This window comes from Gaiella sp., from assembly GCF_039915195.1.
GTDB lineage: Bacteria > Actinomycetota > Thermoleophilia > Gaiellales > Gaiellaceae > Gaiella.
The window spans coordinates 39,481-60,989 of sequence record NZ_JBDSNT010000032.1; the positions used below are offsets into that span (position 1 = coordinate 39,481).

At 68.6% G+C, this 21,509-nt stretch carries 21 protein-coding genes; 12 read left to right on the top strand and 9 right to left on the bottom strand.

Going from position 1 to position 21,509, the window contains the following annotated elements:
* Complete coding sequence (locus ABIR74_RS03155; RefSeq protein ID WP_348175160.1) at window positions 1-573, bottom strand: HhH-GPD-type base excision DNA repair protein; 573 nt, start codon at window positions 571-573, stop codon at window positions 1-3.
* 55 nt (window positions 574-628) lie between these two features.
* Between ABIR74_RS03155 and ABIR74_RS03160 the strand changes: the two genes are divergently transcribed.
* The gene (locus ABIR74_RS03160) at window positions 629-4,915 is read left to right on the top strand and encodes a DEAD/DEAH box helicase (RefSeq protein ID WP_348175161.1); all 4,287 of its coding nucleotides are present in this window, start codon (window positions 629-631) and stop codon (window positions 4,913-4,915) included.
* Window positions 4,916-4,920: 5 nt separating this feature from the next.
* Here the strand turns inward: ABIR74_RS03160 and ABIR74_RS03165 are convergent, their stop codons facing one another.
* Both ABIR74_RS03165 and ABIR74_RS03170 read right to left on the bottom strand, forming a co-directional pair.
* On the bottom strand, window positions 4,921-5,352 hold the full coding sequence (locus ABIR74_RS03165; protein WP_348175162.1) for a hypothetical protein: 432 nt from the start codon (window positions 5,350-5,352) through the stop codon (window positions 4,921-4,923).
* Window positions 5,349-6,209 carry a MerR family transcriptional regulator gene (locus tag ABIR74_RS03170; RefSeq protein WP_348175163.1) on the bottom strand — a complete coding sequence of 287 codons (861 nt, stop codon included), beginning with the start codon at window positions 6,207-6,209 and terminating at the stop codon, window positions 5,349-5,351. The genes ABIR74_RS03165 and ABIR74_RS03170 overlap by 4 nt, the downstream gene beginning before the upstream one ends.
* Before the next feature lie 176 nt (window positions 6,210-6,385).
* Between ABIR74_RS03170 and ABIR74_RS03175 the strand changes: the two genes are divergently transcribed.
* From ABIR74_RS03175 to ftsZ, 7 genes are all read left to right on the top strand, one after another.
* Complete coding sequence (locus tag ABIR74_RS03175; protein WP_348175164.1) at window positions 6,386-7,141, top strand: DNA-formamidopyrimidine glycosylase family protein; 756 nt, start codon at window positions 6,386-6,388, stop codon at window positions 7,139-7,141.
* 34 nt (window positions 7,142-7,175) lie between these two features.
* On the top strand, window positions 7,176-8,396 hold the full coding sequence (locus ABIR74_RS03180) for a hypothetical protein (RefSeq protein ID WP_348175165.1): 1,221 nt from the start codon (window positions 7,176-7,178) through the stop codon (window positions 8,394-8,396).
* Between the two features lie 88 nt (window positions 8,397-8,484).
* Window positions 8,485-9,870 carry an SDR family oxidoreductase gene (locus ABIR74_RS03185; protein ID WP_348175166.1) on the top strand — a complete coding sequence of 462 codons (1,386 nt, stop codon included), beginning with the start codon at window positions 8,485-8,487 and terminating at the stop codon, window positions 9,868-9,870.
* A gap of 49 nt (window positions 9,871-9,919) precedes the next feature.
* Entirely contained in the window at window positions 9,920-10,126 is a 207-nt protein-coding gene (locus ABIR74_RS03190; RefSeq protein WP_348175167.1) for a hypothetical protein, read from the top strand.
* Between the two features lie 60 nt (window positions 10,127-10,186).
* Window positions 10,187-11,146 (top strand): cupin domain-containing protein, encoded by a 960-nt coding sequence (locus ABIR74_RS03195; protein ID WP_348175168.1) that lies wholly within the window; start codon window positions 10,187-10,189, stop codon window positions 11,144-11,146.
* Window positions 11,147-11,183: 37 nt separating this feature from the next.
* Window positions 11,184-12,203 (top strand): ParA family protein, encoded by a 1,020-nt coding sequence (locus tag ABIR74_RS03200; protein WP_348175169.1) that lies wholly within the window; start codon window positions 11,184-11,186, stop codon window positions 12,201-12,203.
* Between the two features lie 382 nt (window positions 12,204-12,585).
* The gene (ftsZ, locus tag ABIR74_RS03205) at window positions 12,586-13,656 is read left to right on the top strand and encodes a cell division protein FtsZ (protein ID WP_348175183.1); all 1,071 of its coding nucleotides are present in this window, start codon (window positions 12,586-12,588) and stop codon (window positions 13,654-13,656) included.
* A gap of 16 nt (window positions 13,657-13,672) precedes the next feature.
* Here ftsZ and ABIR74_RS03210 read toward each other — a convergent pair whose 3' ends face one another.
* Entirely contained in the window at window positions 13,673-14,701 is a 1,029-nt protein-coding gene (locus ABIR74_RS03210) for a lysylphosphatidylglycerol synthase domain-containing protein (RefSeq protein ID WP_348175170.1), read from the bottom strand.
* A gap of 223 nt (window positions 14,702-14,924) precedes the next feature.
* On the opposite strand from ABIR74_RS03210, the gene ABIR74_RS03215 reads away from it, so the two are divergent.
* The 3 genes from ABIR74_RS03215 (at window position 14,925) to ABIR74_RS03225 (ending at window position 18,201) form a co-directional block, all read left to right on the top strand.
* Complete coding sequence (locus tag ABIR74_RS03215) at window positions 14,925-16,277, top strand: gamma-glutamyltransferase (protein ID WP_348175171.1); 1,353 nt, start codon at window positions 14,925-14,927, stop codon at window positions 16,275-16,277.
* Entirely contained in the window at window positions 16,274-16,783 is a 510-nt protein-coding gene (locus tag ABIR74_RS03220) for a GNAT family protein (protein WP_348175172.1), read from the top strand. The genes ABIR74_RS03215 and ABIR74_RS03220 overlap by 4 nt, the downstream gene beginning before the upstream one ends.
* A 176-nt stretch (window positions 16,784-16,959) precedes the next feature.
* The gene (locus tag ABIR74_RS03225; RefSeq protein WP_348175173.1) at window positions 16,960-18,201 is read left to right on the top strand and encodes a M20 family metallo-hydrolase; all 1,242 of its coding nucleotides are present in this window, start codon (window positions 16,960-16,962) and stop codon (window positions 18,199-18,201) included.
* 17 nt (window positions 18,202-18,218) lie between these two features.
* Here the strand turns inward: ABIR74_RS03225 and ABIR74_RS03230 are convergent, their stop codons facing one another.
* The 3 genes from ABIR74_RS03230 to ABIR74_RS03240 are packed head-to-tail and all read right to left on the bottom strand — an operon-like array spanning window position 18,219 to window position 19,817.
* On the bottom strand, window positions 18,219-18,710 hold the full coding sequence (locus tag ABIR74_RS03230; protein WP_348175174.1) for a histidine phosphatase family protein: 492 nt from the start codon (window positions 18,708-18,710) through the stop codon (window positions 18,219-18,221).
* Window positions 18,707-19,171, bottom strand: a complete 465-nt coding sequence (locus ABIR74_RS03235) for a serine/threonine protein phosphatase (RefSeq protein WP_348175175.1) — start codon at window positions 19,169-19,171, stop codon at window positions 18,707-18,709. The genes ABIR74_RS03230 and ABIR74_RS03235 overlap by 4 nt, the downstream gene beginning before the upstream one ends.
* A gap of 10 nt (window positions 19,172-19,181) precedes the next feature.
* Window positions 19,182-19,817 (bottom strand): RecX family transcriptional regulator, encoded by a 636-nt coding sequence (locus ABIR74_RS03240; protein ID WP_348175176.1) that lies wholly within the window; start codon window positions 19,815-19,817, stop codon window positions 19,182-19,184.
* Between the two features lie 24 nt (window positions 19,818-19,841).
* On the opposite strand from ABIR74_RS03240, the gene ABIR74_RS03245 reads away from it, so the two are divergent.
* Window positions 19,842-20,420 carry a hypothetical protein gene (locus ABIR74_RS03245; protein ID WP_348175177.1) on the top strand — a complete coding sequence of 193 codons (579 nt, stop codon included), beginning with the start codon at window positions 19,842-19,844 and terminating at the stop codon, window positions 20,418-20,420.
* Window positions 20,421-20,599: 179 nt separating this feature from the next.
* On the opposite strand, the gene ABIR74_RS03250 is transcribed toward ABIR74_RS03245, so the two are convergent.
* The gene (locus tag ABIR74_RS03250) at window positions 20,600-21,046 is read right to left on the bottom strand and encodes a nitroreductase family deazaflavin-dependent oxidoreductase (RefSeq protein WP_348175178.1); all 447 of its coding nucleotides are present in this window, start codon (window positions 21,044-21,046) and stop codon (window positions 20,600-20,602) included.
* Between the two features lie 4 nt (window positions 21,047-21,050).
* The coding region (locus tag ABIR74_RS03255) for a glutathione S-transferase family protein (protein ID WP_348175179.1) at window positions 21,051-21,509 on the bottom strand (459 nt) is incomplete at its 5' end.

Consider the following 21,509-nt stretch of genomic DNA (forward strand, 5'->3'; position numbering starts at 1 on the left):
TCAGGTCGATTCCTTCGCGCGATACGCCGCTTTGCGCGCACGCTTTGCAGCCTGGTACTCGGCGAGTGCCTCCGGCGAGTCGACATCGCCGAGGCTCTCATGCGTCGGGGCGAAGGCTTCCCATCCCTCCGGCCGCACGCCGAGGCGCTTCGCGAGCACGCCCATCATCGTTCTTGCCTTCATCTCGCCAATGCCCGGCAGCTCGAGCAGTCGGCGCTCGAGTTCCGCGCCGTCCCTCGCTCCCTTCCAGACCGCTGCGGGGTCACCGCCGTAGTCGCTGACCAGGAACGCACAGTGCTCCTGGACGCGACGCGCCATGTTGGCGGGGAAGCGATGAAGCGCAGGCTTCTCGCGGAAGGCCTCCACGAGAGCGTCTGGATCCATGGCCGCAATCGCCGTCGCATCGAGCGCGCCGCCGAGGCGCTTCGACAGCTCGAGAGGGGACGAGAACGCCTTCTGTACCGTGATCTGCTGATCGAGCACGAAACCGATCAGAAGTGCGAGTGGGCTTGCTGCGAGGAACGCATCTGCCTCTGGGTCGCCCGTGAAGTGGAGTGCCTCGGCTTGCGGCATCCCTCGATCCTATCCCGGCCAGCCCGGCATGAGAGCGGCCCGTTACGCTTGTTGGATGGATCCGCTCGCCGCCTTCACGCCCGCGACGAGAGCCTGGTTCGAGCGCGTCTTCGCCGGGCCGACTCCCGCCCAGCAGGCAGCGTGGCCGGTGATCGCGACCGGCGCGAACGTCCTCGTGCAGGCGCCGACCGGCTCCGGCAAGACCCTCGCCGCGTTCCTCACAGGGATCGACCGGCTCAACGCGAGCCCGGGTGAAGGGCTGCGACTGCTCTACATCTCGCCGCTCAAGGCGCTCAACTACGACGTCGAGCGCAATCTGCGAGCTCCACTCGTCGGTCTCGCCTCGACGCTGAGCGTCGGCGTCCGAACCGGCGACACAGACCAGCGCGAGCGGCGCCAGATGGTGCGCAACCCACCCGACATTCTGATCACCACGCCGGAGTCGCTGTTCCTCCTCCTCACGTCGCAGGCACGCGAGATGCTGCGCGGAGTCGAGACGGTGATCATCGACGAGGTGCACGCGGTCGCCGGGACGAAGCGCGGGGCACACCTGGCCCTCTCGCTCGAACGACTGGAGCACGTGACGACGCAGCCGTTCCAGCGCATCGGCCTCTCGGCGACGCAGCGGCCGCTCGAGGAGATCGGACGATTCGTGGGTGGGGGGCGTCCGATTCAGCTCGTCGACGCCGGGTCCCGCAAGGAGCTCGACCTCGAGGTCGTCGTCGCGCTCGAGGACATGCGCGAGCCTGGCTCGAATCCGGCTCTCAGCCAGCATGTCGTCGAGGACGACGTCGCGATGGCCGCGGGCTACGAGGCTACGGCGCGGTCGATCTGGCCGTCGATCTATCCCGCGGTTCTCGACCTCGTGCAGCAGCACCGGTCGACGATCGTCTTCGTGAACAACCGGCGCCTTGCCGAGCGGCTCGCGGTTCGGCTCAACGAGCTCGCTGAAGCGAACATCGCGCGCGCGCATCACGGCTCGCTCGCGAGGGAGCAGCGCATCGAAATCGAGGAGTTGCTGAAGGCGGGCCAGATTCCTTGCCTCGTCGCGACCTCCTCCCTCGAGCTCGGGATCGACATGGGCGCGGTGGACCTAGTGATCCAGGTCGAGAGCCCGAAGTCGGTTGCGCGCGGACTGCAGCGCGTGGGTCGCGCGGGTCACGATCTCGGCGCGATCTCGAAGGGCCGGATCTTTCCGAAGTTCCGTGGCGACCTCCTCGAGTGCGCGGTTGTCGCGAAGGCGATGCGCGAGGGGCTGATCGAGGAGACGCATATCCCACGCAATCCCCTCGACGTCCTCGCCCAGCAGATCGTGGCGATCTGCGCCGATGACGAGATCTCCGTCGACGACCTCCACCAGCTCGTGCGTGGGGCGTATCCATTCGCCGACCTCGCCCGTGCGCAGCTCGAGAACGTGCTCGACATGCTGGCGGGCCGCTACCCCTCGGACGAGTTCGCGGAGCTCCGGCCACGGATCGTCTGGGACCGTACCGCGGGCGTCGTCAAGGGGCGCCAGGGGGCACGACGGCTGGCAGTGACGAATGCGGGCACGATTCCCGATCGGGGGCTGTTTGGCGTGTTTCAGGTCGAGGGCGGCGGGCGCGTCGGCGAGCTCGACGAGGAGATGGTCTATGAGGCACGGCAGGGCCAGACGTTCATGCTCGGCGCCTCGACCTGGCGGATCGAGGAGATCACCCGCGATCGCGTGCTGGTCTCGCCCGCGCCGGGCGCACCCGGCGCCGTGCCGTTCTGGAAGGGCGAGGGCGTGGGGAGGCCGTTCGAGCTCGGCGAGAAGATCGGCCGCGCCTCACGCGAGATCGTGGCCCTGAGCGACGCAAAGGCGCTCGCGAGCCTCGGCACCGACTATCACCTCGACCAGCTCGCCGCGAAGAACCTGCTCACGTATCTCAGAGACCAAGCTGCGGCGAACGGCGGCGTCGTCCCCTCCGATCGGACGATCGTGATCGAGCGCTTCCGGGACGAGATCGGTGACTGGCGTCTCTGCATCCTGACTCCGTTCGGCGCCAGGGTTCACGCGCCGTGGGCGATGGCTCTCGGTGCGCGCCTGCGGGACTCGCTCGGGCTCGAAGTGCAGTCGATCTGGTCGGACGACGGGATCGCCTTCCATCTCCCCGAGGCCGATCTTCCCCCGCCGATCGCCGACCTCCTCCTGACGCCCGAGGAGATCGAGGATCTCGTCGTCCAGGAGCTGGGGCAGACGGCGTTGTTCGGCGCTCGCTTCCGGGAGAATGCGGGACGCGCCCTGCTCATCCCGCGCCGCCGCCCGGGGCAGCGAACGCCGCTCTGGCAGCAACGCCTGAAGGCCCAGAGCCTCCTCCAGGTCGCCCGCAACTACGGGTCCTTTCCGATCGTCCTCGAGACGTACCGGGAGTGCCTGCAGGACGTCTTCGACCTGCCCGCGCTGAAGGGAGTCCTGCGTGGGCTCCAGACCCGTGAGCTCGACCTCGTCGAGGTCGAGACGGCGTCGGCCTCGCCGTTCGCCTCGTCGCTGATCTTCGCCTACGTCGCGACCTACATGTACGAGGACGACACGCCTGCCGCGGAGCGGCGCGCCCAGGCACTGTCGCTCGACCGTGACCTGCTGCGGGAGCTGCTCGGCCAGGAGGAGCTGCGCGACCTGCTCGACCCCGCGGCGCTCGCCGACGTCGAGACGCAACTGGCGGGCGACCCACGATCCCCCGACGAGCTGCACGATCTCCTTCGTCGTCGGGGCGATCTCCGTGACACCGAGGTCGACGCCGCGCACGCGGCCGTGCTGGAAGCCGAGCGTCGAGCGCTACGCGTTCGCCTAGCGGGGGAGGAGCGGTTGATCGCGATCGAGGACGCGGGCCTGTTTCGGGACGCACTCGGTGTGATGCCACCAGGCGGTCTCCCCGAGGCGTTCCTCGGCACCGTGCCCGACGCGCTCGGCGTCCTCCTCGGGCGCTTTGCGAGGGCGCGCGGCCCGTTCACGACGGCGGAGGCGGCCGATCGCTACGGCCTCGAGCTCGCTGCTGTCGAAGGCTGCCTCACATCGCTCGAGCAGGCCGACAGGCTCGTGCGTGGCGAGCTCCGCCCCGGCGGCAGCGAGCGGGAGTGGTGCGACCCCGACGTGCTTCGAAGGCTCCGCCGAGCCTCACTCGCCGCGTTGCGTCGCGAGGTCGAGCCGGCGGAGCAGGTGGCGTTCGGACGCTTCCTTCCCGCCTGGCACGGGATCGACCGCCGCGCGAGCCTCCGCGAGGCGCTCGTCCCGCTCCAGGGCCTGCCTCTACCAGTCTCGCTGTGGGAGAGCGAGGTGCTGCGTCGCCGCGTTCCCGACTACCTGCCGGCGTCGCTCGACGCGCTCTGTGCCACGGGCGAGGTGGTGTGGGTGGGAGCGGGGCTCGACCGGGTTGCTCTCTACTTCAGGTCCGACGCCTCACTCCTCGGTGCGCCTGCGGGCGCCCCGCCGCCCGAGGGCGAGGCGGCGCAGGATCTGCGTGAGGCCCTCGAGCGCTCCGCCGAGTTCTGGCCCGATCTCCTGGCGGGCACCGGACTCGACGCCGAGGTGGCGCTACCGGCGCTCTGGGAGCTCGTCTGGGCCGGGGAGGTGACGAACGATGCATGGACGCCACTGCGGGCAGCGCGCCGGTACGGGACACCAGTCGCAGACCGGCGGCCGCGGCGGTTTGCGCGTACGCGAGCTGCCGGGTCGACGTCGACTCAGGGCCGCTGGTCGCTGACGTCGCGACTCTTCCCGACCACGGTCGATCGCCGCGCTCTCGCCGAGCTGTTGCTCGAGCGGCAGGGCATTATCGTGCGCGACGGCGTCCGCGCGGAGGGCCACGCCGGAGGCTACGGTGCCGTCTACGGCGAGCTCCGTGCCCTCGAGACGATCGGCGGTTGTCGCCGCGGCTACTTCGTCGAGGGCCTCGGTGGTGCCCAGTTCGCGCTCGCCGGCGCCGTCGAGCGACTCCGCGAGCTCCGCTCGGGTGGGAACGAGGACGCGCTCGTCCTCGCGGCGGCCGATCCGGCTCAGCCATACGGCGCCGCTTTGCCGTGGCCACGTCGGGCGGGTGCGCGAGCAGCCAGGGTTGCGGGCGCACACGTCGTCCTGCTCGGTGGGTCGGCCGCGCTGTTCGTCGAGCGGGGCGGACGCACGCTCGTGCCGCTCCGTGAGCCCGAGGAGGCGTGGCTGCGTCCGGCCCTCGGTGCACTCGCGGACTGGGTGCGCGATGGGCATGCGAAGCGCCTTGCGGTCGAGCGCTTCGACGGTCTCCCGGTTGCGGAGACAGAGGCCATGGCGTTGCTCGTCGAGGCCGGATTCCTGGCAGGGCCGCGGCGCGCGGTCCTCAGGCCCTAGTGCGGCTAGATCGAGACGAGGACGCCGAGCACGACGCCGAAAAGGAGATGCCGGAACGTTGCCTGCGCGAACGCCCGGCCCGATCTCGACATCGCCGGCAGCTCCGGAGCTCCCCGGGCCGGATGGAAACGGTCGGTGAGCACGGTCAGGGGATACGTGACGAGATGCTCGACCATTGCGAACGCGACCGCGAACCAGAAGGCATTCGTCCCGATCCACTCGAATAGTGCCCAGAACACGAGTCCTGCGACCGCGCCGTTGACGATGTGCATCGCCCAGCCGGCCGCGCGCCAGTGCTCCCCCCGAGTAGCGAACTTGCCGAGGATCGCGATGTCCGAGTACGGGAATCGGAACCACTTCTGATCGAGCGGCTCGACCAGACCCCAGGCTGTGGCAGCTACGGCGCCTGCGAGGCCGGCCTGGATCCAGGGACTCACGCGCGGGCCAGGCGGCGGAGCCGGGTCACGGCGGCACCGAGGTCGCCGCTGACGTGGGTCGCACCGAGCTCCCGCGCGAGCTCGGGAGTGGATGCACCTCCTCCGATCACGATCGGGACGTTCGACCTACTCGTCGGCGTGACGAGAGAGACGCGCAACGCTTCGAGCGACGCGTCCCGCGCCGCGCTGAAGCAGAGGATCGTCGCGCCGATCTTCTCTGCGAACTCGATCGCCGTATCGGCCGGAGTGTCGGCACCGAGGTACTCGACCCTCCAACAGTCTGCCCGGAGCGCAACCGCGAGCATCAGTAGCCCGAGATCGTGGAACTCGCCCGGACCACACGCGAGTACGGCGAGACCGCGCACATCGGCTCGAGCGTCCGCCATCAGGCTCGTGAGATGCGCGCGAACCTTCGCGCTGATTGCATGCTCCTGCGCGATCGAGATCTCGCCGCGATGCCACGCCTCGCCGATCCAGTGGAGAGCCGGCGTAACCACGTCGTTGAGGGCTCGTTCGAGCGGCAGCACCGCGAATGTCTGGTCGAGTGTTGCGGTGATCGAACCCAGATCGACTCCACGGATCGCTGCGATCAGCGTATCGCGCAACGCCACGGGGTCGTCGAGGGCGGACGACTCGGCATCGAGCATTCGTGCTGCTTCACCGATCCGCCACCCCTCGGCGATGCGGTCTCGGAGCCACTCGACGCGCTGGACGTCCGCCTCGTCGTACCGGCGCTGGCCACCCGCGGTGCGGCTCGGGCGGAGGGCGCCGTAGCGGCTCTCCCACTTCCGGAGCGTGTCCGGGGCGACGCCGGTTCGCCTTGAGATCGCTGCGATGTTGAGGAGGAGGTCGGTCATTGGACGAATCCTGGACGAATGGTAGATGATCACCGGGTCGTCGGGCTCGTTGGAACGCGGGACCCTGCATGATCGGCAGGACGCGAGCACACGAGGTGCATGTCCCTGAAGCGGTTCAAAGCGAACGAAGCTTGCACGTGCAACCTCGCTTCAGCGGCCATTAGGCTAGGTTGCCGATGCCCGAGGGTGACTCTCTCCACCGGATCGCGGCACGGCTCCAGCCGCTTGTCGGCCATGTCGTCAGCGCGTCGTCCCCGAACCCGCGCGGGCGCGTGACGGGGGTCGCCGCCGCGATCGACGGCCGACGACTCGAGTCGGTCGAGGCCGTCGGCAAGCATCTGATCCTCCGGTTCGACGGCCGCGTGCTTCTCCGCAGCCACCTGAGGATGACCGGGCGGTGGACGATCGGCCCGGCCGCCCAGACGCGGCGAGGTTCGCCGTGGCTCGTCCTGCGCGTCGGTGCGGTCGAGGCGGCTCAGTGGAACGGGCCCGTGCTCACGCTCGAGGCGCGTGTCGTCCGAACCCTGGGCTCGGACCTCCTCGCCGACGCAACGGAGCCGGTGGCGCTCGTAGCTCGTCTCCGGCGCGGATCCTCTGGTCGATTACTCGGCGAAGCCCTCCAGGATCAACGACTCGTGGCGGGGATCGGGAACATGTGGATGTCGGAGACCCTCTGGCAGGCCGGTCTTTCTCCATGGCTGTCGGTCGAGTCCGTCGACGACGGGGAGCTCGTTGCCGCGCTGACCTGGGCTCGAGACTCGATGCGGGCGGCTGTCGTCGACGCGCGGCCGCAACGCGCGGTGTATCGCCGTACCGGACGTCCTTGCTCGCGCTGCGGTGAGGCCATCCGCGCCCGCGGCCAGGGCGACGAGAACCGGACGGCGTACTGGTGTCCAGGATGCCAGCGGGGACCGTCGCCGGTGGCGAGATAACAGGAGTTCACCGTCGGAAGGCGTAGACCGTTGCATGGCTCCTCGAGCTCCTCAGCTCTACTCGTCACTGCGCGGCTTCGTTCTGGGAGCGTTCGCGTACCTGCTCCGCGAGCTCGACGACGGCGCCGACCTCCCGATCGCCTTCGTCGAGCACGAACACGGAGCCGGGCCTGCCCTCTACGAGTACCGCCCGCTTGTTCGCTCGTTCGTCGAGGAACGAGTGCCGCAGCTGCGCGGACGTGATGACGCGCTCATCGCGCTCGAGGAGCTACAGCGCGAGCCCGCTGCCGCGATCTATGCGCGCGCCCACGTGGGCCGGAAGCCTTCCGAGGACGAGGCGCTGTTCCGTACGATTCTGGTGGGGTTGCTCGTCTCGACTGCCGAGGCCTGCGGTGGATTCGACTGGGACGACGACGCGTTCGATCGGGCCTATGCGGAGCTCGAACGCTCCCTCTACGGCGAGCGGCGGACGTACGCCGCGATTGCACCTCTCGTCGGGCTTTCGATGTCGGCGCAGTTCGAGCTCGCACCGGGCTTGCGGGCTCGGCCCGTCGCTGACGGTGAGCTCGCCCGCCACTGGCCGGAGGCCGCCTCGATGATGCCGAAGGACTTCGGGAGGGAGACCGATCGCTTCTGCGTGCTCGAGCTCCGAGCCGCTCTCGGCGCCGACGAGGATCCGCCGGACGCTCCAGCCGAGATCGCCGACGCCGTCAGTGCAATCCGCCTTGCCACCGCGGCGCCGCTCTCGGCGGGCCCCGTGCTGTTCGAGACACTCGACGGACGCCCGTTCGGGATCAGGCCCGTGCTTCCGATCGCTGCGACCCAACCCCCCGGCGAAGCTACACGCCTCGACTCGTTCCGTGGAGCGCTCGCCGGCGAGCTCCTCCTGCGGCTCACGCTGGCCGATACCGACAGCGCTCTTGCCGAGGCGCTCGACCGCTGGGAGCTGTCGCTCTTCCAGCAGGAGCCCTTCCGATCCGAGCAGCTGCGTGCGACGTTTGCTGCTGCGCTCGGCGAAACGTGGCCGCTGCGCGCCGCCGTCCTGCTCGAGTCGGATCCGACCGAGCGCTCGCTCATGCATGCCGATCTCACGAATCTCGCTGCCGGAAACGACTGCACTCACGCGGTCGCCGATGCCGCCCGCTGCGTGCTCGTCGCAACACTGCAACACGGTGATCGTTGCGGGCTGCTGCGGGAGCTCGACGAGGCACTCCTCGGCGTGCGCGACCGGCGTGGCCTCCGCCTCGCCGTCTGATCGCCTGACACCCTGCGACTAGACTGAGGCCATCGCAACCGGGCGACTTGTACTTCTCACGGGTGCCACCGGCTATGTCGGCGGCCGCTTGCTCCATGCGCTCGAGGCACGCGGCGAGCGCGTGCGCTGCGTCTCTAGGCGACCGGAGTACCTGAGACCGAGTGTCGCGGCCACAACCGAGGTCGTGAAGGGTGACGTCTTGAAGCCGGAGACCATCGTTGCCGCTCTCGAAGGCGTCGACACCGTCTACTACCTCGTGCACTCGATGAGCTCGAGTCGCCCCTTCGCGGAGGAGGATCGCGTCGCCGCCGGGTCGTTCGGCGAGGCGGCGCGGGCGGCAGGCGTCCGGAAGGTGATCTACCTGGGCGGACTTGGCCACGGCGACCTCTCGCCGCACCTCGCCTCGCGCCAGGAGGTCGGAGAGATCCTCCGCTCGTCGGGCGTTCCCACGATCGAGTTTCGCGCTTCGATCGTGATCGGCTCGGGTAGCGCGTCGTTCGAGATGATCCGCGCACTCGTGGAGAAGTTGCCGGTGATGGTGACTCCGCGCTGGGTTCGCGTCAGGGCGCAACCGATCGCGATCGAAGACGTGCTCGCGTACCTGCTCGCTGCTCTCGACTTCGATCCAGAGGGGGCCGAGGTTTTCGAGATCGGTGGCGCGGATCGCGTGACGTACCTCGAGCTGATGCGAGAGTATGCCGCGCAGCGGGATCTTCATCGCACGATGATCCCGGTGCCGGTTCTGACCCCGCGCCTGTCGAGCCTGTGGCTGTGGCTCGTCACACCGGTGTACGCCGGAGTTGGTCGCAAGCTCGTGGATTCACTCCGGAACGAGACTGTTGTAAAGGACGCTCGTGCGCTCGACGTGTTCCCCGTGATTCCCCGCGGTGTGCGCGACGCGATCGCGCGCGCGCTCGTCTTCGAGGATCAGGCGATCGCCGAAACGCGCTGGTCCGACGAGGTGTTCGCCGAGAGGCCGCCTTACGGAGGTGTGCGTCGCGGATCGCGTCTCATCGATTCGCGCTCGGTTGTGGTCGGCACGACAACGTCGGCAGCGTTCTCCCCGATCCAGGCGATCGGAGGACGGACGGGCTGGTACAAGGGCGCGCTTCTCTGGCGGCTGCGGGGGCTGCTCGATGTCCTTGTCGGAGGTCCGGGCTTGCGCCGTGGACGACGCGACCCGGTCGGCCTTCGGGTCGGGGATACCGTCGATTTCTGGCGGGTCGACGCGATCGAGCCGGACAGGCTGCTTCGCCTGAGCGCAGAGATGAAGGTGCCCGGGCGCGCCTGGCTGCAGTTCGAGGTCTCGCCGACCGAGGACGGTTCTGGGTCCATCATCTCCCAGACCGCGATCTTCGATCCGGCCGGGCTTTTTGGTCTCGCCTACTGGTACGCGCTCTGGCCATTCCACGGGTACATCTTCGGAGGGATGCTGAAGAACATCGCCGCCGCCGCCGACGCGGCACAGGACTGACACACAGGCGAAACAGTCACGGCACAGGTTCCCCCGTAGCCTCTTCGACATGGAAGAGGCGCGCAGAGTGATCGAACGGCTCGAGCGGATCGAAGCTCTCGATCGCTCAGCGGCGAGTCCGGCACAACTCCTCGAGGAGGTACGAGGATTGCTCCGCGATGCCGAGGCATGGGTTCGGGTCGAAGGAGGTGATTCCGCCGACGACGCCGTCGTCCGGCTCCGCGCGGCGCTCGCGCGCGATCCCGTGGCGGTCTGATCCCCGGCCTCTCGGAGGGCGGACCCTCCAGGCGACCGCCGGTCACCTAGACTGGGAGGGGTGATCACCGACTGGCATGAGATCGAGGGCAGCCAGAGGGAACGCGGTCACATCGCGGCTACCTGGCAGGATCTGGCTGGCACCCATTCGGTGATGGCCGGTGTACGGCGGATTTCCGTCGATCCCGGGAAGTGGGCTACACCTCTGCATCTCGAGGGCTCGGAGGAGGAGATCTTCTACGTGCTCTCGGGGAGCGGCATCTCCCTGCAGTGGGACGGAGAGAAAGAGGAGGCCTTCGCGGTCGGCCCAGGGGATTGCCTCTCGCACCTCGCCTGCGAGTACGCGCACACGATCGGCGCCGGGGATGAGGGCCTCGTCGTGCTTGCGTTCGGCCAGCGCCACTACCCCGCGAACACGCTGCTACCGCGGGCCGGCGTCTCCTGGCTCGGGCCGACATGGGTTCTCCAGGGCGCTCCAGAGGATCATCCCTGGGCGCGGGAGGCCGCAGCCGGGCCTCCGGTGTGGGAGGAGCTCTCCGAGCGACCGCCGCGCATCGTCAACGTGAACGACGTCCGGCCACGGCAGCGGCAGAGAGCGGGGGGAACTGTGTCGAGCGAGGTCCGTGGGCTCGGGGCCGCCGCAGGCTCGGAGCGCGTTGGTCTCTCGCACTACGTCGTGGAGCCGGGGATGCTGATGAATCCGCCCCACGTGCACTCCTCCGAGGAGGAGCTCTTCGTCGTCCTCGAAGGCGACGGAACGGTGATGCTCTACCCGAGCCCGCGCGACGGGGGCGAGATCGAGGAGTTCCCGGTGCACGCCGGGTGCACGATCGCGCGTCCGGCGGGGTCGCAGCGGCCGCACGCGATTCGCGCGGGTGCTCGCGGAGCGACTCTGCTGGCCTTCGGAACCTCCGACCCGAACGACATCTGTTACTACCCGCGGTCGGGGAAGATCAGCTTCCGTGGCGTCGGCGTGATCGGAAGACTCGAGCAAGTCGACTACTGGGATGGCGAGGATTGATTGAAGGAGAGCGGGGGACCGCGGTGAACGAGGCGCAATGGGATTTGTCCGCTTGCTTCCACGTTCCTCGTCGCGCGGTCAGAGCGCCACGGTCGACCACGAGCTCGATGTCGCCATGAGCGGCCCCGATTCCGTACCTTCGGACGAGCCCGAAACCTTCGCGGACGACCTCCCCCTTCCCGAGGCACCCGTGGCTGTCGACGAGCCGCTTGCCGAGATCCCGACGGCTCCGATTGCGGCGGCTGCGCCCGCAATCGTTCCGAAGGCATCGATGCCGGGCGCCACTGGCACGAGGGTGATCGCCCTCGCGAACCAGAAGGGCGGCGTCGCCAAGACGACGACAACGCTGAATCTCGGCGTTGCCTTCAAGGAGATGGGCTACCGCGTTCTCCTCGTCGATCTCGATCCGCAGGGCAACTTGACAATGAGCCAGGGTCTCAACCCGGACACGATCGAGACCTCGATGTTCGATGTCCTCGTCCGCAAGATCCCGATCTCGGACGTGATCGAGCGGCGAGAGGTCGACCTGGCCGTGGCGTCGATCGACCTCGCCGGCGCCGAGCTTGCTCTCGCTGCGCTGATCGGACGCGAGCGATCGCTCGAGAAGGCGCTGCTCGAAGTGCGCGACCGGTACGACTTCATTCTCATCGACACCCCCCCGTCCCTCGGCCTGCTGACGATCAACGCGTTCGTCGCGGCTACCGGCGTGATCGTGCCTGTGCAGTGCGAGTACCTCGCTCTGCGTGGGCTCGTGCAGCTCGAGAACACGCTTGCCATGGTGCGCGAGAACCTCAACCCGCGCGTCGGCGTCGAGGGGATCGTGCCCACGATGTACGACGGCCGCACGCTGCACGCACGCGAGGCGGTCGAGATTCTCGAGGAGAACTTCGGTGATCTCGTCTTCAAGACACGAATCAGGAAGACCGTTCGGTACGCGGAGGCGCCGGTCAAGGGCAGCTCCGTGCTCGGTTACGACCCGACAGGGGCAGCGGCCGAGGCGTATCGAGAGCTTGCGAAGGAGGTGCTGCATGGCGCGGAAGCGCGCGAGCATGCGTGAGGGGCCGCTCGCCGAGCTGTTCCGCGCGACCGAGGCTGCTCAGCGCCAGGAGGGCGACGACGCCGAGGAGCCGCTTCCGCCTGCCGCAGAGGCCGACGACGAGCAGACCATGATTCTGCAGCCTCCCGCTGCGCCCGAGACCCCTCCGAGGAGCCGTCGAGATGAGGCCGCTCTCGAGGAGACGGTCGAGCACGTCCATGACTTCGTCACAGGCGCCGGCCCGGGCGAGAACGATTCGGCCGAGGCATCTGATCCGCCCGAAGCGGTCGCAGCGCCGGCCAAGCCCGCTCGCGCGCCGGTCGCCGCGAAGGCCGCAGCCTCTCCTCCGGCAGCGAAGCCCGAACCGCCGTATGAGCCTCCAGCAAGCAGGTTCATCGCATCGATGCCCGAAGGCGCGCCGAGGCTGAACGTAGGAGGCGATGCCGCCTCCTACCTCGCCGTGATCCGCGTCGTCGGTGTCGGTGGCGGTGGACTCAACGCCGTCAACCGCATGATGGATGCAGGCATCGCTCAGGTCGATTTCATCGCCGTCAACACCGACATGCAGCAGCTGAACCTCTCCGACGCTCCCGTCAAGATCCACATCGGCGAGGAGTTGACGCAGGGCCTCGGCTCGGGCGCCGACCCGGAGACCGGACGCATGGCCGCCGAGGAGGCGTACGACCAGGTTCGCTCGGCACTGCGTGGATCGGACATGGTCTTCGTCACCGCCGGCGAAGGTGGAGGAACGGGCACGGGTGCGGCGCCCGTCGTCGCGAAGATCGCTCGCGATCTCGGCGCGCTCACCGTCGGCATCGTGACGACGCCTTTCAGGTTCGAAGGCACGAAGCGGCGCCAATCGGCGGACGCCGGCGTCGAGGCGCTACGCGCCGCCTGTGACACCGTGATCGTGATCCCGAACGACCGGCTGCTCGAGGTGCTCGATCGCACGACGTCGATGGTCGATGCCTTCAAGGTCGCAGACGACGTGCTGCGCCAGGGCGTCCAGGGCATCTGCGACCTCATCACGATGCCCGGGCTGATCAACCTCGACTTCGCCGATGTCCGCACGATCATGTCCGGCGCCGGGTCGGCGTTGATGGGAATCGGCTACTCGGAGAGCGCAAACCGCGCGCGTGAGGCGGCCGAGCGCGCGCTCAAGTCGCCACTGATCGATACGGAGATCGTCGGTGCGAAGGGAATCCTGCTGTCGATCGCAGGCGGTGAGGACCTCACGCTGCTCGAGGTGAACGAGGCAGCCGAGGTCGTACGAGGCGCCGCGACCGACGATACGAACATCATCTTCGGCGCCACCGTCGACGAGCGCCTCAACGGGCAGGTGTGGGTGACCGTGATCGCCACGGGCCTCGGTGGTGGGCACCGTCGCTCCTTCACTCCGTCGTTCGGTGCGACCGCAGCCGCAGCCCCGCGGAGCGCGAACAACGACTCGGAGCTGCCGAGCTTCCTGCAGTAGGGGCGTCGGCGCGCGGCTAGACCGCGGGCAACACGACGGTCGCGCCGAAGGCAATCGCGGCCAGGAGGGTCGCGCCGCTCGCGACCGCAACGCGAACGTATGGCCTGACCCACGGTCCTGCGAGAGCCAGGGCGCCGGCTGCGCCGATCGCCATCCCGGTGAGGAGCTCGACACCACCGAACGCGATCCCCGCTGACAGCGCGGTCTGCGAGTCGACGCCGTGCGAGGAGAGCGCAAGCGCAACGGCTGCGCTTGCGAGACCCACGTTCCCCGGCGTCAAGGGGAGAAAGGCCGCGAGCTCGACGGCGGGCACGACGATCAGTGCTGCCTTCAAGGGGTTGTCGATCCCGAAGGCCAACCCTATGGCTGTGGCCGCTGCGACCTTCGCGACCGCTCCCGCCAGCGTCCACCCTGCGACGATCGCGAGGTCACGGGGCGAGGAAGCGAGCGACCGGAACGCGGCGACCAGCTGGTCGAGCTTGCTCGGAAGCGTGAACCGCTGCGCGCCGTACGCGAGGAAGGCCGAGCCGCCGACGATTGCGGCTATGACGAGAAGTGGCCAACGGGGAAGAACTCCGCCCATGCTGCCGATTGCGATGAGTACGCCGAGCCAGACGGTGCGTGTGGCGCCGACAGCGGCTGCCGCGCCGCCGACAGTCCAGCAGCCGCCTTTCGTGACACGCCCGAAGAGCGCCACGCGCACGGCTGATCCGACGTGTGCCGGGGCAACGGCGTTGAGTCCGCAGCCGACCGCGTAGCGCGCTGACGCGTCGACGGCGGGAAGCGGCGACCCGCTCGCGGTGAGGGCCGCGCGCCAGGCGAGCGCGCCGCACAGGCTCGTTCCCGTAAAGGCGAGCGCTGCGATCCAGAGGCTCGCCGGGTCGGCCGCGTTGAGACCGCCGACAGCCTCGCTGACGCGATCACCGAGGAGCGATGGGCTAAGGCAGAGAATCGCGAGGAGCACGAGGGAGATCCCTGTCGTCGTGATGCGTCGCCGGGTGAGGTGATCTCGTATCAAGGCTGCACTCCAGAAGTCGGCACACATGCATCGCGCCTTGAGAGGATTCGTCCGAGCGAGGAGCCACGATCGCGGTGACGATTCTCGGGCAGGAGCGTGCTCATACGTCTTCAGACGCCGGGCCGCCCGATCCGGCGGGTGTGCTCGCCGAATCCGAACATCTCCCACACACATCCGCTGTCTCCACGTCCATCGCCGTCGGAACCGGAAGAACGGGACGTGGTGCGCCGACAGGCACTACCCTCTCGGGATGCGCGGCGCCGTTGCAGCCGGAAACCGCCACACCGCGGAGGCGGGCGCGTGGGCGCTCGCACGCGGCGGCAACTCCGTGGACGCGGTTGTCGCCGCCGCTGTTGCAGCGTTCGTCGCCGAGGGGCCTCTCACAGGCCCGTCGGGAGGTGGATTTCTCCTTCTGCGTGACTCTGGCCGGGAACCCACGGTGCTCGACTGCTTCTTCGCCGTTCCCTCTCGACGAGCGGGCGAGATGGACGAGGTGCTCATCGACTTCGGTGACGCGTCGACACAGGTCTTCCACGTCGGCTCGCCGTCGGTCGCGGTTCCCGGCCTCGTTCCGGGATTGTGGGAGGCGCACGAGAAGCACGGTCGAGTTCCGTGGGCCGACCTCTTCACGCCCGCGATCGCCCTCGCCGAGACGGGCGTCGAGATGACCGGCCCACAGCGGTTCCTGCTCGAGATCCTCGTCCCGATTCTCGAGCGCACCGAAGAGGGCCGGGCGATCTACGGCTCGCGCGCTCGCGCCGAGACACGAGTGATGGTCGACGGGCTCGAGCGGTTGCGCGACGTCGGCCCGGCAGCGGTGGCGGAGTTCCAACCGGATCTCGCATCCGATATCGAGGAGTACCGCGTTATCGAACGGAGGCCCACGGAGGCGAGCTTTCGCGGAATGCGCGTTGCTACGTGCCCTCCACCGTCGCTCGGTGGTGGCGTCGTCGCGGGCGGGCTTCGCGCGCTCGACGGGTTGGGCGCCGGGGAGGACGTAGCACTTGCCGTCGCTCTCGTCGACGCTCTCAGATGCGGATACGGGGGGTCGGCCGGCCCGGGGCTGACCGGGACGACGCACGTCTCCGTCATCGACGAAGAGGGTAACGCGGCCGCGCTCTCCTCGACGCTCGGTTCCGGCTCGGGTCGATTCTCGCGGGGCTTCCAGCTGAACAACATGCTCGGGGAGCTCGATGTGATCGGCCAGGGCGAACGGGCTGCGGGCGAGCGCCTGCCGAGCATGATGGCTCCGACACTCGTCCTCGCCGACGGTGAGCCGCGTCTCGTTGTCGGGAGCGCCGGCTCCGTCAGGCTTTCGGGGGCGATCATGCAGGTGATCCACCACGTGGTCGCGGGAGGCGAGTCCGTCGCGTCGGCGATCGACCACGCCCGGCTGCACGTCGAGGATGATGTCGTCCAGATCGAAGGCGGCTGGCCGCATGAAGTGATGGAGGCGTTGGAGGAGACGGGCCAGACTGTGAACTGCTGGGCGAGCCGGAACCTGTACTTTGGCGGAGTTTCGGCCGTCGAACGCCTTGCCGACGGCCGACTCGGTGCAGCAGGTGATCCACGCAGGGGCGGTCACGGGATCGTCGTTCCGTGATCACGATTCGACCTGCCGAGCCGGGAGATGCGCAAGCGCTCGTCGAGCTTGCGAGCACGATCGGTAGGGAGGAGGGCTCGTGGCTCCTGACGACCGAGGAATGGCGGAACATCGCCGACGAGCGCCGTTACCTGCGTGCCGTGCGACGCCACCCGGACGCCGCGGTATTCGTTGCCGTGGAGGACGGCGGCCCGATTGCCCGCCTCTCGCTCTCGCGGGACGTGCATCCGGCGAGCCGGCACGTCGCCGACCTCGGAATCATGGTTGCGGAGAACCACCGTCGGCGCGGCATGGGTAGGGCGCTGCTCGACCAGGCCGTCGCGTGGGCGGCGAGCGCGGGAGTGCAGAAACTCGAGCTGCACGTCTTTCCGTGGAACGAGCCGGCGATAGCTCTCTACGACGCGTACGGCTTTCAGCGTGAGGGCGTGCGGCGCGGGCAGTACCTGCGCAACGGATGTCCCGTCGACGCGATCCTGATGGCGCTCTGGCTCGGTGAGGCCTCCTAGCCCGGACGTTCGTTTCCGGCGAGCGTTGTCTTCCATAGAGCGAGCGTTGTCTTCCATGAAGACAGTGTGGTTGCACAGCCGTCACCGGGTGTGCCGACTCTGTGTCATCCGGGTGGCGGTACGCGAGCAGGGGCGCGGCGGCCGGCGTGCGCCGGTGTCGCTGTAGCATCGACGCGATGCAGATTCGTGTGGACGCAGATCGCCTTCGCGCCGACTTCGACGCTCTTGCAAGCTTTGGCGGGACTCCCGAGGGTGGGATCCGCAGGACGACGTTCTCGGCGGCTCACCTCGACGCGCGCGCATGGTTCCTCGACCGAGCTCGTGCGGCCGGGCTCGAGGCGAGCGTCGATTCGGCGGCGAACCACTCTGCGATCTTGCCGAGTCGCGTGCCGGGCGCGAAAACGCTCCTCCTTGGTTCTCACCTCGATTCCGTTCGCGAGGCCGGCCGCTACGACGGCGCACTCGGCGTGCTCTGCGCGCTCGAGGTCGTCCGAGCCGTACAGGATGCGAAACTCGCTCTGCCCGTGGCCCTCGAGGCGATCGATTTCACCGACGAGGAGGGAACGTTGGTCGGCACGCTCGGGAGCTGGGCGCTCGCGGGCCAGCTCACCGCCGAGCATCTCGATGCTCCCCGGGGAGGTCGCGACCTCCTCGTCGCCGAATTCGAGCGCATGGGATTGACCGAGCGTGGAATTCTCGCCGCAGGTCGCGATCCAACGACGCTCGTTGGACTGCTCGAGCTGCACATCGAGCAGGGGCCGGTGCTCGAGCGGGCGGGCGTCGAGATCGGAATCGTCACCGCGATCAGCGGCTCGAGCTCATTCCACGTCCAGTTCGAGGGCGAGGCCCGCCACGCGGGAACGACACCGATGGACGCTCGTCGCGATGCATCCCTCGGCGCGGCCGCGTTCGTGCTCGGCGTCCGGGAGACGACCACGAGGCTGTTCCCGGGTTGCGTCGCAACGGTCGGCGACATCGCGATCGAGCCGGGCTCGTTCAACGTTGTGCCCCGCGGCGCGCGGCTCCTCATGGAATGTCGCTCGCCCGATGCAGCAGAGCTGTCGACGCTCGAGGCTGCGCTCGGCGACCTGGCGCGCCGAGAAGCAGCCGCATTCGGGCTCGGGGTAACCGTGGAGCGCGTCGGCCGCTGGGAGCCGACTCCAACCGACCCCCGGTTCCGAACCGCGTTGTTCGACGCTGCGACAGCCCTCGGCCTTTCGGCGATGGAGGTGCCGTCAGGAGCGGGACATGACGCGCAGGCGGTCGCTCCGATCACGCCGATCGGGATGGTCTTCGTGCCATCGGTCGGCGGCGTCAGTCACGATCCGAGCGAGTACACGAGCTGGGAGGACTGCGTCAACGGAGCAAACGTGTTGCTCGGGGCAACGGTTCGGCTCGCCCAGGCACTTTCTTCGTGAACGAGTGGCGTCTGCCCTCAACCCGATAGTGAGCGGGGCACGACGAATGCGTCGATCAGCCCGCACGCCGGCCGCAACTCCCGCCAGGCGTCGATCTCGAGCTGAAGTGCAACGAACGCGCCCGTCGGAAACTCATCCGGGCCGGGAGGAGCGAGAACCATTGCGAGCTCGTGCAGTGTGGGGTTGTGCCCGATCAGGAGGATCCCTGCCAGGGCATCGTCCTCGCCTGCGACGAGCTCGAGAACGTCGTCGACGGCCGCGTGATAGAGCCGGCGGTCCACCCGCTCCGCGGGGTTCCCGAGCCCGGGGCGGACGAGCTCGAGCGTCGCCAGTGCGCGGACTGCCGTCGAGCAGATCACGAGATCCGGGCGTACATGATTCCTCTCTGCCCAGCGAGCGATTCGCCTTCCCGCCTTCTTACCGCGAGGGGCGAGCGGCCGGTCGTGATCGGCGAGCCCGGGGTGGTCCCAGCTCGACTTCGTGTGACGAAGGATCCAGAGGCGCTTCACCAGCCTCGCCTCCAGCCTCGAACGAGCCTCGTCTGCCCGAGCGTCTCGGGAGAAGGACGGTCGCCGGGGAGCCCGGCGCGCAATTCCGCAATCCGGGCAACAGGGTCGCCGTCATCGAGGCCGTGGCGCATCAGCCAGCAGCCGATCACCGATCCGGTTCGGCCGACGCCGCCCCAGCAATGCACGTACGCGGTGCCTCCGTTGGCCCTCGTCTCATCGATGTCGTCGAGGATCCTCATCATGTGGCCGGCGGTAGGCGTCCCCATGTCGGGGATCGGATGCGCGATTCTGCTCGTTCCGGCTAGCCACTGGCCGTAGTCGGGTAGCGGATCCGATGGGTGGGTGAGATCGACGAATACCGAGACGCCCTCTCCCTCCAGCGTCGCTATCGCCTCCGGCGTGCCCGGGTAGCCGCCGGCAACGAGGCCCTCGGCAACGCGATAGATCGGGGGAACGGCCACGCCCCGGAATCTATCCCTCGTCAACGGCGCGACGGATCGCCGCCCACGCAGCGCCGGACGAGAAGCCCCGCCTCGCGAGGAACGCGAGGGCTCTGCGGCGATCCGCGTCTTCGGCAACGGAGCGTCGGCCGAGCGCCTCACGTGCAAGAGCCGCCTCGTCCTGCTCGCCGTAGGCTGCGTCGAGAGCGGCGTCGGCGCAGTCGCCTCTGAGTCCGCGCTCGCGCAGCTTCTGCTCGGCCCGGCGTCGCCCGTAGCCGCGGCCCCGCATCCCGCGAGCGAGCTGGTCGGCAAGGGCCTCGTCGTCGAGGTATCCGTACCCCCTGACGCGGTCGATCGCCTCGAGCGCGATTTCTGCTGGGACGTCTCGAGCGGCGAGCTTCTTCACGATCTCGGCCGTCGATTGCGCCTTCATGGCGAGCGACCGAACGACGAACAGCCGAGCTCGCACACGAGCGAGGGTTGCCTCCACTTCGGCACGGCGTGGCACATCGATCTCGTCGCCGGTCGAGACGCCGAGCTCGGCGAACGCCTCCGGTTCTACCCGGAGCCACGCCTTGCCGTCGAGCCGGAGCGCGATCGACCGGCGTCGCGTCGCCGCGGTCGAGTCGTTGTCCGCTCCATCGTGGTCGATCGTGAGCTGCGGCATAGGTTCGAGGCTACTGTGTCGGGGATGGTCGTTCGCCTGCTCCTTCTCGTCGCTGCAGCGTTCCTCCTCGGAGGCTGCACCGGAAGCGCCGATGATCAGCCCACGACGTCCACGTCCACCTCGACGGCGACCGAGACGACCGCAAACCCACTCGAGGGAGCGTCGACCGACACGGTCGTCGTTCCGGCGACGATCACGGAGACAGCCCTGCTGACCGACGTCCGCTCCGTGCGGCAGGAGGGGTACGACCGTGTTGTCTTCGAGTTCGCGAACGGCGTTCCCGGTTACGAGGTCGGGTACGTCGAGCGGCCGATCATCGCCGACGGTTCGGGTAACGAGGTCGAGGTCGAAGGCGCCGCCGTCCTTCGCGTTCGGATGGAACCTGCGCTCGACGCCGACCTCACGCAGGAGTCCGCGCCGCGTACCTACACGGGGCCGAACCGGTTCTCTCCCGATACGGCCACCGTCGTCGAGCTCGTCCGTACCGGCGGCTTCGAAGCGGTTCTGACGTGGGCCGCCGGCATCGATGCGGAGCGCCCGTACCGGGTCACGGCGCTCACGGATCCGCCGCGGATCGTGATCGACGTCGACACGTCCCCCTGATCGAATCCTCTGCAGAAGATCTCTCCGCAATTTGCGGCCTTCTTAGGTGAGCTCCCCTTGCCTCGGTCGCGTCGGCACCGTAGGTTTCCTCTTGCACCAAGCACGGGGCACCTGAGGTTGAAGGCCTCCCGAGCGACTGAAGCGCAAGCGACGGTTGGTCGGGTAGCTGGACGAAGGCGCTACCGACTTGGTGCATTTTCGTTGGTCCGGGCAAGGACCAGCACCGGGATCGGCCGGGTCGTTCGACGGGCGTACGCGGCGTAGCCGGCGTGCACCGAGACGATCGTCTCCCAGAGCCTTGCGTACTCGTCGCCGGTCGCTGACCGCGCGGTCACCTCCTCGGGCTGCGCACCGATCGTGACCCTGGCGTGAGGATCGTGCTGCAGGTTCAGCCACCAGGCGGGTGGACGATCTTCGCCGCCGTTCGACGCAACAATCACGAGATCGGGGCCGGACTCGAAGTACGTGAGCGGCGTCGTCCGGGGACGGCCGGAATGCCGCCCGGTGGTGGTCAGAAGGAGCACCGGCATGCCCGCCACGCGCCCGAGCAGCCGTCCGCGAGTCAGCCGGTAAACCGCCCGGTGGCTGCGCCCCATCGCCCTGATGGCAGCGGGCCGGAGGTTCATCCTGCTATTCCGGGACAGCGACAGCGACCGCTCGCTGGCGCGCCGGACGTGCCTCGAGTCGATCGACGTACGGCACGACTCCCGCAGGAAGCTCTGTGATCTCGCCGGTGCGGGCGAACCCGAGCACGGAGCCGACCACGATGTCCGCCACCGAGAACGAGTTGCCGACGAGGTAGTCGTCGTCGCCAAGTGCAGACTCGACGACCTCGGCCGTCGCGACGAAGCGTGCCGCGGCACGTTCGATGATGCCGCGATCGGCTTCACCGGAGCCCCAGAGCTGGCGCGCGATGTCCATCAGCGCCCCCTCGCTGTCGGTCATGCCGAAGAAGCACCACTGATACTGGAGCGCCCGCTCGTGGGAGCCAAGAGGCGCGATCAGCCCGGCATCGAGGTTCTGGTCGGCGATGTGGAGGATCAGTGCCCCCGACTCGAAGACCGGACCGCCTTCCTCCTCGAGCGCGGG